Here is a 14287-nt window from a genome sequence, read left to right as displayed (position 1 = left end):
AGCGCGAACTATACCGATCAGCGGTGCCTACGCAATGATATCCGGCAGCAGCCGATCCTCGATCCACGAGATCCGGTCCTTCAGCCGCAATTTTTGCTGTTTGAAGCGCTTCACGGTCAGAAAATCGCTGGTGCCTTTTTCCTCCAGCGCGCGGATCGCCTCGTCAAGGTCGCGGTGCTGGCGCCGGAACTCCTCCAACTCCACCCGCAGCACTTCGTCCGACTTCATCGAAAGGTCGTTGAACTTGTTCATTCGCCCCGATTCTCCGAAAAATGCCCCGCGTTGGGGCAGAATAGCGACAAACCCTCTCGCAGCATAGCCCTTGCAGGCCCCGCCCCGCGCCCCCATATTCACTGCAAGAGGTCGCCGCGAACGGGGCCTTCACATACGGACTGTCGCTTGACTGCATAAGGACACGCCCATGACAAAGCACACGATGGGATCGCACCCCTACATGCTCGGCTTCGAGCAGCTTGAGCGCCTGCTGGAACGCAGCGCCAAGTCGGGAAACGAAGGCTACCCGCCTTTCAACATCGAACAGACCTCCGAGAATTCCTATCGGATCACGCTGGCCGTGGCCGGATTCGCCGACGGAGACCTGTCGATCACGCTGGAAGACCGCCAACTGGTGATCCGCGGACGCCAGCGGGACGATGCGGATGGCCGCGTCTATCTGCATCGCGGCATCGCCGCCCGCCAGTTCCAGCGCAGCTTCGTGCTGGCCGATGGGGTCGAAGTGGGCGAAGCGATCATGGAAAACGGGCTGTTGCACGTCGACCTGACCCGCGCCGCACCAGAAACGGTGGTTCAGACCATCAAGATAAACAAGGGGTAAATAGTATGGAAACGCAGTACGAATTCGATCACGAGGCCGAGCGTCCCATCGTCTATGTCCGTCAGGTCAACGCCGAGGATCTGCCCGACGACATGCGCGAGCAGGTGGGCGAGCTGGAAACGCTCTACGCCGTGCACAACGAGGAAGGCGAGCGCCTGGCGCTTGTCGCCGACCGCAAGATGGCCTTCGTTCTGGCCCGCCAGAACGACCTCGATCCGGTCGCCGTGCACTGATACGCCCAATCCCGTTTCGGCCCGCATCCCGGGCCGAAACCCCGGCTGGTCAAACAGCCCCTTCGCTGGCATACGGTTTTCGACACTTAACGACGCGAAAGGCCCGTATCGCAGTGACCCAGATCATCACTTCCCTCTCCGAAATCTCCGGCAATTACGACGCGCTTTTCGTCGACCTTTGGGGCTGTGTGCATAACGGCGTCACCGCCTACCCGGACGCGGTCGAGGCGCTGATGACCTACCGCGCCGATGGCGGCACGGTGGTGCTGGTCACCAACTCCCCCAAGCCCCGCGCCGGCGTCGAATCCCAACTCGAAAGCTTCGGCGTGCCCGCGTCCTGCTATGACGCCATTGCCACGTCCGGCGACAGCGCCCGCGCCGCGATGTATCGCGGGATGGTCGGCCGCAAGGTGTGGTTCATGGGCGAATGGGCGCGCGATGCGGGCTTTTTCGAACCGCTGGAAGTCATCGACAACCCCGTCGAGATCGAGCGCGTTGACCTGAAAGACGCCGAGGGCATCGTCTGCTGCGGTCCCAACGACACGATGGCCGATCCCGAAACAAATCGCGCCGATTTTCTCTATGCCAAGCAGAAGGGCCTGAAACTGCTTTGCGCCAACCCCGACATCATCGTTGATCGTGGCGACGTGCGCGAATGGTGCGCGGGGGCGCTCGCCCGGCTTTACACCGAAATGGGCGGCGAAAGCCTCTATTTCGGCAAACCGCACCCGCCGATCTACGACCTCGCCCGCCGTCGCCTTTCGGCCTTGGGCAAGGATATCTCCAGCGACGGCATCCTCGCCATCGGCGACGGCATCGCCACCGACATCCAGGGCGCAACGGGCGAGGATATCGATTCTCTCTTCATCACCGGCGGGCTGGCGGCGGACGAAACCAAAACGTCGCACCAGCCCGACCCGCAGGCGCTAACCGCTTACCTGCAAAAGGAAATGTCGTCTCCGACCTACGCCATCGGCAAACTGCGCTGACAAAATAACCCTTGATTTTCTGCGCCTGCAAAGTAATAAAGTTGCATCCTTACCTATCGTATGGTGTTATTTATTGCGCACCCGTTAGGGGCGCAGGTGGAAATGGAGGGTCTGATGTTGGACAACATGCCGCGCGGAACGATCACGATCGAAGAGATCGAAATGGGAATGACCCGGTCGCTGCGCAAAGTGGTGACCGACGAGGACATTCGCATGTTCGCCGAGGTCTCGACCGACCATAACCCGGTGCACATGGACGACGATTATGCCCGCGACACCATCTTCGAGGGGCGCATCGCCCACGGGATGCTCACGGCCGGCCTGATATCTGCGGTGATCGGAGAACAGCTTCCGGGGCACGGCACCGTATACATGGGCCAGACCCTGAAATTCCTCGGTCCCGTGCGCCCCGGCGACATGGTCGAGGCCGAGGTCGAGGTGACCGCCATCGACTACGCCAAGCGCCGCGTGACGCTGGAAACCCGCTGCCTCGTGGACGGCAAGAAGGTCCTCGTGGGCGAGGCGACCGTGCTGGCCCCGACCGGCAAGTTTGACTGAGCCGCGTACAACCGCCCGGCGATAGATCGCCGCGCGTCACACGACCGGAACACGAATCGTGTATAATGCGTTTCACAATTGGACAACCAGAGGGAGGACCCAACCGATGGATGCAATCCAGACAGCCGAATACGCCCGCGCGCTGCTGAGCGCGCACGGCCCCAAGGCCGAGGCCGAGGCCGCGCGAAAAATGCGCGAGTCGCAGGACGCCGGACGCAAGTCAGAGGCCGACAGTTGGGCTGCCATCCGCCAGGCCGTGATGCAGCGGCGCGGCCCCAGTCAGACCTGAGGCACGCGCCACGGGCGATCAGCCCATATCGGGCTCGGTCGCCTTGAAGCTTTCGATCTCCTGCATCGGCGTCCACCACCGCGCCAGCTTGCCGGTGATGATGTTGTCGGCCTCGGGCGTCAGCGACACGTAATAGATCATCGGCGCAAGCATGTAGTCCGCCAGCGTCGGTTCCTTGCCGCAGATGAATGGATCGGCCCAATCCATCAGCAGCGCGTTCAGCGTCTGTGAATCCGCAAGGCTCTTCGACAGGGCATCGTCATTCTTTCCGCCGATCAGCTCGGGGAACAGGTGATAGCCTGCCGCCCCCATCAGGGCGTCGTACCCATAGCTGGTGAAAACGCTGATCGCCTCGTTCATCTTCGCCCGCGCCTTGGGATCGTCCGGCACAAGGCTCGGCCCCTTGCCCGTCTCGTCGATGTAGCGGCAGATCGCGTCGCACTCGCGCAGGCGCATATCGTCGATGTCCATGACCGGCACCTTGCCGAAGGGATGCCGCTTCAAGTGCTCGGGCTGTTTGGGCTCGCCTTCCAGCACGTTCACATGCACCTGATCATAGTCAATCTCGTTGTCCATCAGGACCATGCGCGCCGTCCGCACATACGTCGATCCGTTGAAACCGTAGAGCACGGGTTTGTCGGCCATTCATTCTCTCCAATCATCTTGTTGCTGCTGCATGAACGCATCAGAACGGTTTGCGTTTCTTTCAAACTGAATGCGCGGCACCGCCTCTTGATCACCCCCCCGCATCCGGCTACCCCTGCGCCATGCGCATCATCCGCGATTACACCTTCATTGATCCCGAAGACCGGGGCGCCTCCGTCGCCATCGGCAATTTCGATGGTGTGCATCTGGGCCACCAATCGGTGATCGACCTTGCCCGCAAGGGCGACGGTCCCCTTGGTGTGCTGACGTTCGAGCCGCACCCGCGCGAGTATTTCGCCCCCGACGCGCCGCCCTTCCGCCTGATGGGCCACGAGGCGCGCGCCAACCGCCTCGCCAAGCTGGGTGTCGAACGGCTCTACGAACTCAACTTCAACGCCGCCCTCGCCAGCCTCACACCCGAGGAATTCGCCCGCAACGTCATCGCCGACGGTCTGGGCCTGACGCATGTCGTCGTCGGCGCCGATTTCTGCTTCGGCAAGGGCCGCGCCGGCAATTCCGCCGACCTGCAGCGGTTCGGGAGGGAAATGGGCTTCGACGTCACCATCGCCACGCTTCTCGAAGGCGACGACGGCCAGGTCTCCTCCACCGCCATCCGCGACGCCCTGAGCGAGGGTCGCCCGCGCGACGCGGCCGCCATGCTGGGCCACTGGCACCGCATCGACGGGCCTGTCATCGGCGGCGAACAACGCGGCCGCGACCTCGGCTATCCCACCGCCAACATGTCCATCGAAGGGCTGCACCCGCCCCGTTTCGGCGTCTACGCCGTGCTGGTCGACGTGCTGGACGGTCCGCACCGGGGCCACTACCACGGCGCGGCGTCCCTCGGCACGCGCCCGATGTTCCAGGGCGAAGTCCCCAATATCGAGACCTTCCTCTTCGATTTCTCCGGCGACCTCTACGGCGCCGACCTGTCCGTGGCCCTCGTCGAATACCTTCGCCCCGAGGAAACTTTCGACAGCCTGGAGGCCTTCATCGCCCAGATGGACGCCGACTGCGACCGCGCCCGCGCGATCCTGGCCGCCATATGACCGACACCTCCGACCCCATCGACCGCTCCGGCCTGCGCCCGCGCTACTGGGAAACCGTGCCGCTGGACCGCATGACCCAAAAGGAATGGGAAGCGCTCTGCGATGGCTGCGGCAAATGCTGCCTTAACAAGCTCGAGGACGAGGACACCGGCGAGGTCGCGCTGACCCGCATCGCCTGCCGCCTGTTCGACGACAGCACCTGCCGCTGCGCCAATTACGACATCCGGCACCAGTTCGTGCCCGAATGCATCTCGCTCTCGCCCAAGAATATCGAAGGCAGCCTCTACTGGCTGCCGGAAACCTGCGCCTACAAGCTCCTCTGGACCGGCAAGCCGCTTTACGACTGGCACCCGCTCATCTCCGGCACACCCGACAGTGTGCACGCCGCCGGGGTTTCGGTGCAGAACGCCACCCTGCCCGAGTTCGAGATCTCGGAGGACGAGTGGGAAGAGCACCTGATAGAGGAACCCCTGGGATGCGACTAGGCTCCGACAACACCGGCCCCGCCCTGCCCCAGGTGATGGAAGCGCTGGCCCGCGCCAACGAAGGCCACGCCACGCCCTACGGCGCCGACGCGCTCACCGACGCCGCCCGCGACAAGGTGCGCGAGGTCTTCGCCGCCCCCGACGCCGCGGTCGAATTCGTCGCCACCGGCACGGCGGCCAACGTCCTTGCGCTCGCTACGCTCACCCAGCCGTGGCAGACCATCTTCTGCACGCCCCGCGCACATATCCTCGTCGATGAATGTCACGCGCCCGAGTTCTACACCGGCGGCGCGCGCCTGACCCTGACGGGGCATGAGGACAAGATGACGGCCGATGACCTCGCCGCCGCTATCTCAACCCTGCCCCGCCGCGACGTCCACACGTCCGAGCCGGGCACCGTGGCCCTCACGCAGGTCACCGAAATGGGCCAGCTTTACACGCTGGATGAACTACGCAGCATCACCGACGTGGCCCACGCCCACGGCCTCTCGGTGCATCTCGACGGCGCGCGCTTTGCCAATGCCTGCGCCGCCCTCGGCTGTACGCCCGCGCAGATGAGCCATGAGGCCGGGATCGACGCCGTCTCCTTCGGCGCCTCCAAGAACGGCTGCCTGAATGTCGAGGCTGTGGTCATGTTCGACCCGGCCAAGGCATGGGAACTGGAACGCCGCCGCAAGCGTGGCGGACACCTCGTGTCCAAGGGCCGCTTTCTCGCCGCGCAAATGCTGGGCTATCTCGAAAACGATGTCTGGCTGACCTCGGCACAGCGCGCCAACGCCAACGCCGCCCGCCTTGTCGCGGGCCTGCGCGCCTTGCCCGGCTGCACCTTTACCGCCGAACCGCAGGCCAACATGATCTTCGCCCGCCTGCCCCGCGCCACGCACCAGCGCCTGCACGCGGGCGGCGCAGTCTACGGTCTCTACGAAGGTCCTTTGGAAGGTGGCGACCCGGACGAACCACTCCTGATGCGCTGCGTCTGCGACTGGTCCCTCACAGACGAGCAGATCGACGACTTCCTGGCGCTCGTCAAAGGCTGACGCGGACCCTCAGGCCCACCACCGCGCCACCGCGACACCCACCGTGGCCGACGTGCCCGTCAGCAGCGTGCCCCAGGTAAAGTCCGTGGCGACCATCCGCCACGTCCAATCCTTCAGCGTCGCAAGGTTGGTGAACTCGTAGGTGCCATAGCCCATCGCCCCGATCAGCGCCGCGGTGCCAAACACCCACAGCAGCGTCCGCTCCTGCTGGATCGCGGGCCAGCTGACGAACCACAGCACGCAGAAGATATAGAAGGCGTAGAAAACGACCGCCGGCCCCATGCGGGGGCTGTCCAGCAGCAGGCCCTTGATGTCCTTCTCGAAGGTCGGCTTGATCAGGTAACTCAGGCCCAGGTAATCCAGCCCGAGGAAAACCGCGAAGGTCACGACGTAAAGAATGGCGATGGTCATGCTTGGCCTCCAGACCGGTTGAACGCGGCCCGAACCGCGCCGGTTCCTGCCGCCCCTCAAGAGCTAGCGTGAAAACCTTCAGGGCAACGCTTCTGCGTCACACGTTGCGCAGGAATCGCAAGATTTCCGCACTCACCTGCCGCGCATGGGTCAGCGGCACCATGTGCCCCGCCCCGGCCATGACCGCGCGCTCGGCCTTTGGCAATCGCGCCGCCAACCCTTCGTTGATCGCACCGATGATGGCGGGCGAGGCGGTGCCTTCGATCAGCAGCACGGGCTGGGTCACGCCCTGCAGGACACCGGGCGCCAACAGGCTCCCCACATCATCGTACAGCGCGGCATGCCCCGCCTCGATCAGCGACATCTGCGTCGCCAGCCGGTCGCGCTCCGCCGAACTCAGGCTCTCCCACTCGGTGCCGTTCCCCCAGACCGACAGGAACGCCCGCGCCGCCGCATGTCCGTCACCAGCTTTCATGCCGTCGGTGAACCCGGCCATCTGCGCCGCGAAGCCGTCCCGCATCTGCGGGTGATCGGTCAGCGCCACGGCAAAGAACACCGGCTCGATCAGGACCAGAGACCGCACCAGCTCGGGCCGCATGACCGCCAGCCGCAACGCCACCGTCGCACCAAAGGAATGCCCGATCACATGCGCCGGACCATCAGCCAAGTCGGCGGCAATCTTCGCCGTCACCTCCTGGATCTCGCCGCGCCCGTCCCAGTCGCCACTGCGCCCATGACCCGGCATGTCGAACGCCGTCAGGGTCAGCGCCCCCGACAGGTGCCGCGCCAGCGCGCCCCACGTGCCCGAATGCGCCAGCGAACAATGGATGGCCAACGCTGGCTGCGGCCCTTGCCCGAACGTCGTCCAATACGTCGGAAACCCGGCTTTCAACGCCTCAGGCATCGCGCGTCACGGGGGCATCTGCGGGGAAATGCGGCAGGGTGCGTCTCATTTTCATGGCCTTTCGCGGCATTCGGCACCCTCGCCCAATGCATGTCTTTGCCAGACGTGCCACCCATGCTAATCGGTGTCAACGTCACGAATCTGTCAAGATCGACCACCTGGGGACCCTTTCACATGTCAGTCACTCACGAGCCGAAGCTCATTTCCGGCAACGCCAACATGCCGTTGGCCACAGCCGTCTCGCGCCGCATGTCCATGCATCGCGGCGTCAATGTCGGGCTCGTCGATGCCCGCGTCGAACGCTTCAACGACGGCGAGATCTTTGTCGAGGTATTCGAGAATGTCCGCGGCGAGGACATGTTCATCATCCAGCCGACGTCCAATCCGGCCAACGACAACCTGATGGAACTGCTGATCATGTCCGACGCGCTGCGCCGCTCGTCGGCCAAGCGCATCACCGCCGTCATCCCCTATTTCGGCTATGCCCGGCAGGATCGCCGCACCAAGGCCCGCACGCCCATTTCGGCCAAGCTGGTAGCCAACATGATCGTCGAGGCCGGCATCGAACGGGTCCTGACGATGGACCTGCATGCCGCCCAGATCCAGGGCTTCTTCGACATCCCCGTCGACAACCTCTACGCCTCTCCGGTCTTCGCGCTCGACGTGATGACCCAGTTCCGCGACCACCTCGACGACGTCATGATCGTGTCGCCCGATGTCGGCGGCGTGGCCCGCGCCCGGGAACTCGCCAAGCGGATCAATGCGCCCCTCAGCATCGTGGACAAACGGCGCGAAAAGGCCGGCGAAGTGGCCGAGATGACCGTGATCGGCGAGGTCACCGACAAGATCTGCGTGATCGTCGACGACATGTGCGACACCGCCGGCACCATGTGCAAGGCGGCCCAGCACCTGATGGACAACGGCGCACGCGAGGTTCACGCGTACACGACCCACGGCGTCATGTCCGGCCCGGCGGTCGAGCGGATCACCAACTCGGTGCTGAAATCCATGGTCATCACCGACACGATCCAGCCCACCGAGGCGGTCAAGAACACCCCCAACATCCGCATCATCCCCACCGCCCCGGTCTTTGCCCAGGCAATCCTGAACATCTGGAACGGCACGTCCGTCTCGTCGCTCTTCGAGACCCCGACGCTGGAGCCCATCTACGAAGGCCAGTTCGGCACCTGAGCCTGATCCGATCGAGTGGCTGAGCCACGCTCTATTGTTTGATTGGGGCCAGAGGAAAAGGCATGCCCGCGCGTCTTCCTCTGGCGAAAATTATCCCCGCCGGAGGCCCGAAACTCTTCAGTAGAGCTGCCAGTCGTCCTCGTGCGGGACGGCGCCGATCGCCATCCACCGGATGCGGGCGCGGGCCACGCGCGTGTCACCCCATGTGCGGAAAACCACATCGAACCCTGTTGCGGCCACGTTCTCGGCGGTAACGTCCGCGCGGGCGTTCGTCGCGCTTGCCATGTCCCACATCGACAGGCTGACATGCACCGAAGGCGGCTCTTTGAAAGCCGTCCCGAATTTCACCTTGCGGCGGCGTTCGCGGGCGCCGGTGCCGGTCCACATCTCGCCACCATCCTCGTAGTCGGAGAACAGGACGTCGTCGCCCTGTTCAATCCCCATGGTCTGATTGACAAGATACTTCATCTACCGCCGCGCGCCGTCACACAATTGGTTCTAATATCGCTTTTCGGCGAAATTGCTAAACAAAAAGGAAAAGGGCCCGACATTTGTGGGCCCTTTCCGAAACATGTCTTTTGCCCGACCGCGCTCAGGGAGCGGGGGCCTTGGACGAGGTCGAAAGACCGATCTGGTCGCCCATCGCCACCATGTCGGACAGCAGTTTCGCCGCGTCGTCCACCGGGCCGGGCTCGTTGACGAAGGTTTCCTGCGCTTTGGCCAGGCGGTCGGTAGCCTCGTCGACCATCTTCTGAAACTCGTCCTGCGTCATGTCCTCGCGCGGCAGCGCGCGTTCGGCCAGGACCGAGATCGAGTCGGCGTTGATCTCGGCGAAACCACCGGTGACGACATACTCCTTGTCGCCCTCCGGGCCGGACACGCTGACGACACCGGGGCGCAGCGTCGTGATCAGCGGCGCGTGGTCGGCCATCGCCGTCATGTCGCCGTCGCTGCCAGGGATCTGCACCTGCGTCACCTCGATCGACGCCAGCAGGCGCTCGGGGCTCACCAGGTCGAATTGCACTGTATCAGCCATATTGGCCTCCGTTTCTGTCGCGCCAGGCTTCTCCCACCCCGCGGATCTATCCGTAGGGTGGGTGAAAACCCACGCTTATGCGGCGTCCGCGGCCATCTTCTCGGCCTTGGCCTTCACGTCGTCGATGCCGCCGACCATGTAGAACGCCCCTTCGGGCAGGTGGTCGTATTCGCCGGCAACCACGGCCTTGAAGGACGCGATCGTGTCTTCCAGCGGCACCTGGATGCCGTCCGAGCCGGTGAACACCTTGGCCACGTCGAAGGGCTGGCTGAGGAAGCGCTGGATCTTCCGGGCGCGGGCCACGGTCAGCTTATCTTCCTCGGACAATTCGTCCATGCCAAGGATCGCGATGATGTCCTGCAGCGACTTGTAGCGTTGCAGGATCCCCTGCACGTCACGCGCCACCTTGTAATGCTCCTCGCCCACGATCTGCGGGTCCATGAGACGCGAGTTGGAGTCGAGCGGGTCCACCGCCGGGTAGATGCCCAGCTCCGAAATTGCACGGCTCAGAACGGTCGTGGCGTCGAGGTGGGCAAAGGTCGTGGCCGGTGCCGGGTCGGTAAGGTCGTCCGCGGGCACGTACACGGCCTGGATCGAGGTGATCGATCCCTGCTTCGTCGAGGTGATGCGTTCCTGCATCGCGCCCATGTCCGTGGCCAGCGTCGGCTGGTAGCCCACCGCCGAGGGGATACGGCCGAGCAGAGCCGACACCTCGGAGCCCGCCTGCGTGAAGCGGAAGATGTTGTCCACGAAGAACAGAACGTCGGTTCCCGACGCGTCGCGGAACTGTTCGGCCAGCGTCAGGCCGGTCAGGGCGACACGGGCACGGGCACCCGGCGGTTCGTTCATCTGGCCGTAGACCAGCGCCACCTGGGAGTTTTCCAGGTTCTCGGGGTCGATCACGTTCGACTCGATCATCTCGTGGTACAGGTCGTTACCCTCGCGGGTCCGCTCGCCCACACCGGCGAAAACCGAGTAGCCCGAGTGCACCTTGGCGATGTTGTTGATCAGTTCCATGATCAGAACCGTCTTGCCCACGCCGGCGCCGCCGAAGAGGCCGATCTTGCCGCCCTTGGCGTAAGGCGCCAGCAGGTCGACGACCTTGATGCCGGTGACCAGGATTTCCGACTCGGTCGACTGTTCCTCGAACTCGGGTGCGGGCTGGTGGATCGCGCGGGTCTCTTTCGCCTTGATCGGCGCGCCCTCGTCCACCGGCTCGCCGATGACGTTCAGGATGCGGCCCAGGGTGGCGTCGCCCACCGGCACGCTGATCGGGCCGTCGGTGTCGGTCACTTCCTGGCCGCGCACCAGACCCTCGGTGGAGTCCATGGCGATCGTGCGCACGGTGCTTTCGCCAAGGTGCTGCGCCACTTCGAGGACCAGCCGCTTGCCGTTGTTGTCGGTTTCCAGCGCGTTCAGGATCTCGGGCAGGTGGTCGGTGAACTGCACGTCCACCACGGCGCCGATCACCTGGGTGATTTTGCCTTTTGCTTTGGCCATTGTCGTCTCTCCGGTTGTTCTTAAAGCGCCTCGGCGCCCGAAATAATTTCAATCAGCTCGTTGGTGATCACGGCCTGACGCGAGCGGTTGTACTCGATGGTCAGGTCCTCGATCATCTCGCCGGCGTTGCGCGTCGCGTTGTCCATGGCCGACATCCGTGCGCCCTGTTCGCTGGCACCGTTCTCCAGCAGGCCGCTGAAGATCGCGGTCGCCACGCCACGGGGCAGCAGGTCGCGCAGGATCGCGTCCTCGTCGGGCTCGTAATCGTAGACCGTGCCGGCATCGTCCGACTCTTCGGCCGCTGCTTCGTCGACCTCGAAGGGGATCACCTGCTTTATCGTCGGCTTCTGGCTGACCACGTTCTCGAACTCCGAGAAGAAGATCTTGCAAACGTCGAAATCGCCTTGGTCAAACAGGTCCAGCACCCTCTGCGCGATCGCCTGCGCGTCGGCATAGCCCACGTTCTTGACGTCCGACAGATCGACATGGTCGATGAACAGATCCGCAAAGTCACGCTTCAGCGCGTCGCGGCCCTTCTTGCCCACGGTGATGACCTTCACGGTCTTGCCATCCGCCTGCAGCTTGTTGATCTCGCCCCGCGCCAGCTTGGCGATGTTGGCGTTGAACCCACCGCACAGACCACGCTCGGCGGTCATCACCACCAGCAGATGCACGTCGTCCTTGCCCGTCCCGCGCAGCAAAGGCGGCGCGTTCTCGGCGTCGCCCGCCGCGGCGGCCAGCTTGGACATCACGGCGTTGAACCGCTCGGCATAGGGGCGGGCCATTTCGGCCGCATCCTGGGCCCGCCGCAGTTTCGCGGCGGCCACCATCTGCATGGCCTTGGTGATCTTGCGGGTCGATTTGACCGACTCGATCCTGTTTTTTAGGTCCTTCAGACTCGGCATTGCCTCGTCACCCCCTTATCCGAAGTCGGCTGCGAACTCTTCGATGGCCGACTTGAGCTTGTCTTCGGCGTCGCCCTTGATCTTGGGATCCTCGTTGGTGATCCAGTCAAGAACGTCCTTACGCTTGCTGCGCATGTGGTTCAGCAGACCATCCTCGAACCGGCCAACCTGGTCGACCTTGATCTTGTCGAGGTACCCGTTGGTGCCCGCGTAGATGACGCAGACGATCTCGGCGTTGGTCAGCGGCGAATACTGCGGCTGCTTCATCAGCTCGGTCAGACGCTCGCCCCGGTTCAGCAGCTGCTGGGTCGAGGCGTCGAGGTCCGAACCGAACTGGGCGAAGGCCGCCATCTCACGATACTGGGCCAGTGACAGTTTCACCGGACCCGCGACCGACTTCATCGCGTTGGTCTGGGCCGAAGAGCCCACGCGCGACACTGACAGACCGGTGTTCACGGCGGGGCGGATGCCCTGGTAGAACAGTTCCGTTTCCAGGAAGATCTGACCGTCGGTGATCGAGATCACGTTGGTCGGAATAAACGCCGACACGTCGCCGCCTTGGGTCTCGATGATCGGCAGCGCCGTCAGCGAGCCCGAGCCGTTGTCCTCGTTCAGCTTCGCCGAACGCTCCAGCAGACGGGAGTGCAGGTAGAAAACGTCACCCGGATAGGCTTCGCGGCCCGGCGGGCGGCGCAGCAGCAGCGACATCTGGCGATAGGCCACGGCCTGTTTCGACAGGTCATCGTACACGATCAGCGCGTGGCGGCCGTTGTCGCGGAAATGCTCCGCCATGGCGGTCGCCGAATAGGGCGCCAGGAACTGCATCGGCGCGGGGTCGGATGCGGTGGCGGCCACGACGATGGAGTATTCCATCGCGCCGGCTTCTTCCAGCTTCTTCACCAGCTGCGCCACGGTCGACCGCTTCTGGCCGACGGCGACGTAGACGCAGTAAAGTTTCTTGCTCTCGTCGTCACCGGCCGCGTCGTTATACGACTTCTGGTTCAGCATCGTATCGAGCGCGATTGCGGTCTTGCCGGTCTGGCGGTCGCCAATGATCAGCTCGCGCTGGCCACGGCCAACGGGGATCATCGCGTCGACCGATTTCAGGCCGGTTGCCATCGGTTCATGAACCGATTTACGCGGGATGATGCCCGGCGCTTTCACGTCGGCAACGCCGCGGCTCTTGGCCTTGATCGGGCCCTTGCCGTCCAGCGGGTTGCCAAGGCCGTCCACGACTCGGCCCAGCAGCTCGTCACCGATCGGAACGTCCACGATCGACTTGGTGCGCTTGACGGTGTCGCCTTCCTTGATGTCGCGGTCCGAACCGAAGATCACGACACCGACGTTGTCGTTTTCCAGGTTCAGCGCCATGCCCATGATGTTGCCGGGGAATTCCACCAGCTCACCGGCCTGCACATTGTCGAGGCCGTGCACACGGGCAATCCCGTCACCGACTGACAGCACGCGACCCACCTCGGCAACTTCGGCCTCCTGGCCGAAATTCTTGATCTGGTCCTTAAGGATCGCAGAAATCTCTGCAGCTTGGATACCCATTTATCCGACCTCTTTCATTGCATTCTGTAGGGAATTGAGGCGCGAGCGGATCGACGTGTCGATCATCTTCGAGCCCACCTTTACGACAAGACCGCCAATGAGGCTTTCATCGACGGTCGCATTGATCTTCACGTCTTTTCCGACGGTGCTTTTCAGCGTCTCGGCCAGCTTCTTCGACTGTGCGTCGGTCAGCTTGACGGCGCTGGTCACATCGGCGGTCACTTCGCCCTTGTGGTCCGCGATACGCTCGTTCAGCTGGCGCACCAGTTGCGGCACCGCGAACAGGCGGCGTTTCTGCGCCATCAGCGCCAGGCCGTTCTTCAGTTCGGGCACGAGCCCCATCTTGTCCGCAACCGCCGTGATGGCGCGTTCCTGATCTTCCCGGCTGACAACCGGGCTGCTGAGCAGGTCACGCAGATCGGCACTGTCATCAAGAGCGGCGGAAAGATCGGCGAGGTTCGTTTCAAGCTTGTCCAGCGAGTTGGCATCTTTGGAAAGCTCGAAAATGGCAGTGGCATAGCGTTCGGCAATGCCGGAGGAGATCGAAGCTGGTTCGGACACGTCCACCCTTCCGATAGTTCTGACCCCGGCTCGACAAAAGACGGCGCAAAGGCCGTCTTTACCAGGGTGGTTAGAGACGATGAAACTCGCGAGACATCGATTTTC

Annotated in this window: 19 protein-coding genes; 9 read left to right on the top strand and 10 right to left on the bottom strand. The window is 63.6% G+C overall.

Translation table 11 applies throughout. The features are described 5' to 3' along the window. Positions 1 to 27 precede the first annotated feature (27 nt). Positions 28 to 252, bottom strand: a complete 225-nt coding sequence (locus C2I35_RS12025; RefSeq protein ID WP_103763282.1) for a YdcH family protein — start codon at positions 250 to 252, stop codon at positions 28 to 30. 169 nt (positions 253 to 421) lie between these two features. On the opposite strand from C2I35_RS12025, the gene C2I35_RS12020 reads away from it, so the two are divergent. The 5 genes from C2I35_RS12020 to C2I35_RS12000 all read left to right on the top strand — a co-directional run bounded on the left by C2I35_RS12020 (position 422) and on the right by C2I35_RS12000 (position 2904). After that, positions 422 to 835 (top strand): Hsp20 family protein, encoded by a 414-nt coding sequence (locus tag C2I35_RS12020; protein ID WP_103763281.1) that lies wholly within the window; start codon positions 422 to 424, stop codon positions 833 to 835. Positions 836 to 840: 5 nt separating this feature from the next. Then, a complete protein-coding gene (locus C2I35_RS12015) occupies positions 841 to 1068 on the top strand; it encodes a DUF1150 family protein (RefSeq protein ID WP_103763280.1) in 228 nt (75 codons plus the stop codon). 113 nt (positions 1069 to 1181) lie between these two features. Next, positions 1182 to 2057, top strand: a complete 876-nt coding sequence (locus C2I35_RS12010) for a TIGR01459 family HAD-type hydrolase (RefSeq protein ID WP_103763279.1) — start codon at positions 1182 to 1184, stop codon at positions 2055 to 2057. A 114-nt stretch (positions 2058 to 2171) separates the two neighbouring features. Continuing rightward, the gene (locus C2I35_RS12005) at positions 2172 to 2615 is read left to right on the top strand and encodes a MaoC family dehydratase (protein ID WP_103763448.1); all 444 of its coding nucleotides are present in this window, start codon (positions 2172 to 2174) and stop codon (positions 2613 to 2615) included. A 106-nt stretch (positions 2616 to 2721) separates the two neighbouring features. Continuing rightward, positions 2722 to 2904: a hypothetical protein gene (locus C2I35_RS12000; protein ID WP_103763278.1), complete on the top strand. Its 183-nt coding sequence runs from the start codon at positions 2722 to 2724 to the stop codon at positions 2902 to 2904. A gap of 18 nt (positions 2905 to 2922) precedes the next feature. Here C2I35_RS12000 and C2I35_RS11995 read toward each other — a convergent pair whose 3' ends face one another. After that, complete coding sequence (locus C2I35_RS11995; RefSeq protein ID WP_103763277.1) at positions 2923 to 3549, bottom strand: glutathione S-transferase family protein; 627 nt, start codon at positions 3547 to 3549, stop codon at positions 2923 to 2925. Between the two features lie 122 nt (positions 3550 to 3671). On the opposite strand from C2I35_RS11995, the gene C2I35_RS11990 reads away from it, so the two are divergent. Genes C2I35_RS11990 through C2I35_RS11980 form a run of 3 tightly spaced genes read left to right on the top strand, consistent with a single transcriptional unit; the run spans position 3672 to position 6120 of the window. Beyond that, the gene (locus C2I35_RS11990) at positions 3672 to 4598 is read left to right on the top strand and encodes a bifunctional riboflavin kinase/FAD synthetase (RefSeq protein WP_103763276.1); all 927 of its coding nucleotides are present in this window, start codon (positions 3672 to 3674) and stop codon (positions 4596 to 4598) included. After that, a complete protein-coding gene (locus C2I35_RS11985; RefSeq protein ID WP_103763275.1) occupies positions 4595 to 5083 on the top strand; it encodes a YcgN family cysteine cluster protein in 489 nt (162 codons plus the stop codon). The genes C2I35_RS11990 and C2I35_RS11985 overlap by 4 nt, the downstream gene beginning before the upstream one ends. Further along, a complete protein-coding gene (locus C2I35_RS11980; protein WP_103763274.1) occupies positions 5074 to 6120 on the top strand; it encodes a threonine aldolase family protein in 1047 nt (348 codons plus the stop codon). Before C2I35_RS11985 ends, C2I35_RS11980 begins: the two co-directional genes overlap by 10 nt. 9 nt (positions 6121 to 6129) lie before the next feature. Here the strand turns inward: C2I35_RS11980 and C2I35_RS11975 are convergent, their stop codons facing one another. Both C2I35_RS11975 and C2I35_RS11970 read right to left on the bottom strand, forming a co-directional pair. Beyond that, positions 6130 to 6531, bottom strand: a complete 402-nt coding sequence (locus C2I35_RS11975; protein ID WP_103763273.1) for a DUF2177 family protein — start codon at positions 6529 to 6531, stop codon at positions 6130 to 6132. A 97-nt stretch (positions 6532 to 6628) separates the two neighbouring features. Continuing rightward, on the bottom strand, positions 6629 to 7435 hold the full coding sequence (locus tag C2I35_RS11970) for an alpha/beta fold hydrolase (protein WP_103763272.1): 807 nt from the start codon (positions 7433 to 7435) through the stop codon (positions 6629 to 6631). A gap of 174 nt (positions 7436 to 7609) precedes the next feature. Here C2I35_RS11970 and C2I35_RS11965 point away from each other — a divergent pair, with 174 nt between their 5' ends. Next, positions 7610 to 8626 carry a ribose-phosphate pyrophosphokinase gene (locus tag C2I35_RS11965; RefSeq protein ID WP_103763271.1) on the top strand — a complete coding sequence of 339 codons (1017 nt, stop codon included), beginning with the start codon at positions 7610 to 7612 and terminating at the stop codon, positions 8624 to 8626. A gap of 117 nt (positions 8627 to 8743) precedes the next feature. Here the strand turns inward: C2I35_RS11965 and C2I35_RS11960 are convergent, their stop codons facing one another. The 6 genes from C2I35_RS11960 to C2I35_RS11935 all read right to left on the bottom strand — a co-directional run bounded on the left by C2I35_RS11960 (position 8744) and on the right by C2I35_RS11935 (position 14188). After that, complete coding sequence (locus C2I35_RS11960; RefSeq protein ID WP_103763270.1) at positions 8744 to 9094, bottom strand: H-type lectin domain-containing protein; 351 nt, start codon at positions 9092 to 9094, stop codon at positions 8744 to 8746. A gap of 124 nt (positions 9095 to 9218) precedes the next feature. Further along, positions 9219 to 9662 (bottom strand): F0F1 ATP synthase subunit epsilon, encoded by a 444-nt coding sequence (locus C2I35_RS11955; protein WP_103763269.1) that lies wholly within the window; start codon positions 9660 to 9662, stop codon positions 9219 to 9221. 75 nt (positions 9663 to 9737) lie between these two features. Then, positions 9738 to 11162, bottom strand: a complete 1425-nt coding sequence (atpD, locus tag C2I35_RS11950; protein WP_103763268.1) for a F0F1 ATP synthase subunit beta — start codon at positions 11160 to 11162, stop codon at positions 9738 to 9740. Between the two features lie 20 nt (positions 11163 to 11182). Beyond that, positions 11183 to 12067, bottom strand: a complete 885-nt coding sequence (locus C2I35_RS11945; protein WP_103763267.1) for a F0F1 ATP synthase subunit gamma — start codon at positions 12065 to 12067, stop codon at positions 11183 to 11185. 15 nt (positions 12068 to 12082) lie between these two features. Continuing rightward, complete coding sequence (gene atpA / locus C2I35_RS11940; RefSeq protein ID WP_103763266.1) at positions 12083 to 13621, bottom strand: F0F1 ATP synthase subunit alpha; 1539 nt, start codon at positions 13619 to 13621, stop codon at positions 12083 to 12085. Then, positions 13622 to 14188, bottom strand: coding sequence for a F0F1 ATP synthase subunit delta (locus C2I35_RS11935; protein WP_103763265.1), 567 nt, complete (start codon positions 14186 to 14188; stop codon positions 13622 to 13624). Positions 14189 to 14287 lie beyond the last annotated feature (99 nt).

The organism is Roseovarius confluentis, assembly GCF_002917925.1.
GTDB lineage: Bacteria > Pseudomonadota > Alphaproteobacteria > Rhodobacterales > Rhodobacteraceae > Roseovarius > Roseovarius confluentis.
Note: the sequence above shows the minus strand (reverse complement) of the source record. Positions and strands in the feature narration are given on the sequence as shown.

Bases quoted from the DNA above. Each gene is read 5' to 3' on its own strand.
- C2I35_RS11985 (WP_103763275.1), top strand. From the start codon at position 4,595: ATGACCGACACCTCCGACCCCATCGACCGCTCCGGCCTGCGCCCGCGC.
- C2I35_RS11960 (WP_103763270.1), bottom strand. From the start codon at position 9,094: ATGAAGTATCTTGTCAATCAGACCATGGGGATTGAACAGGGCGACGAC.
- C2I35_RS11970 (WP_103763272.1), bottom strand. From the start codon at position 7,435: ATGCCTGAGGCGTTGAAAGCCGGGTTTCCGACGTATTGGACGACGTTC.
- C2I35_RS11980 (WP_103763274.1), top strand. From the start codon at position 5,074: ATGCGACTAGGCTCCGACAACACCGGCCCCGCCCTGCCCCAGGTGATG.
- C2I35_RS11975 (WP_103763273.1), bottom strand. From the start codon at position 6,531: ATGACCATCGCCATTCTTTACGTCGTGACCTTCGCGGTTTTCCTCGGG.
- C2I35_RS11945 (WP_103763267.1), bottom strand. From the start codon at position 12,067: ATGCCGAGTCTGAAGGACCTAAAAAACAGGATCGAGTCGGTCAAATCG.
- atpD (WP_103763268.1), bottom strand. From the start codon at position 11,162: ATGGCCAAAGCAAAAGGCAAAATCACCCAGGTGATCGGCGCCGTGGTG.
- atpA (WP_103763266.1), bottom strand. From the start codon at position 13,621: ATGGGTATCCAAGCTGCAGAGATTTCTGCGATCCTTAAGGACCAGATC.
- C2I35_RS11995 (WP_103763277.1), bottom strand. From the start codon at position 3,549: ATGGCCGACAAACCCGTGCTCTACGGTTTCAACGGATCGACGTATGTG.
- C2I35_RS12015 (WP_103763280.1), top strand. From the start codon at position 841: ATGGAAACGCAGTACGAATTCGATCACGAGGCCGAGCGTCCCATCGTC.
- C2I35_RS12025 (WP_103763282.1), bottom strand. From the start codon at position 252: ATGAACAAGTTCAACGACCTTTCGATGAAGTCGGACGAAGTGCTGCGG.
- C2I35_RS11965 (WP_103763271.1), top strand. From the start codon at position 7,610: ATGTCAGTCACTCACGAGCCGAAGCTCATTTCCGGCAACGCCAACATG.
- C2I35_RS11955 (WP_103763269.1), bottom strand. From the start codon at position 9,662: ATGGCTGATACAGTGCAATTCGACCTGGTGAGCCCCGAGCGCCTGCTG.
- C2I35_RS12005 (WP_103763448.1), top strand. From the start codon at position 2,172: ATGTTGGACAACATGCCGCGCGGAACGATCACGATCGAAGAGATCGAA.
- C2I35_RS12000 (WP_103763278.1), top strand. From the start codon at position 2,722: ATGGATGCAATCCAGACAGCCGAATACGCCCGCGCGCTGCTGAGCGCG.
- C2I35_RS11990 (WP_103763276.1), top strand. From the start codon at position 3,672: ATGCGCATCATCCGCGATTACACCTTCATTGATCCCGAAGACCGGGGC.
- C2I35_RS12020 (WP_103763281.1), top strand. From the start codon at position 422: ATGACAAAGCACACGATGGGATCGCACCCCTACATGCTCGGCTTCGAG.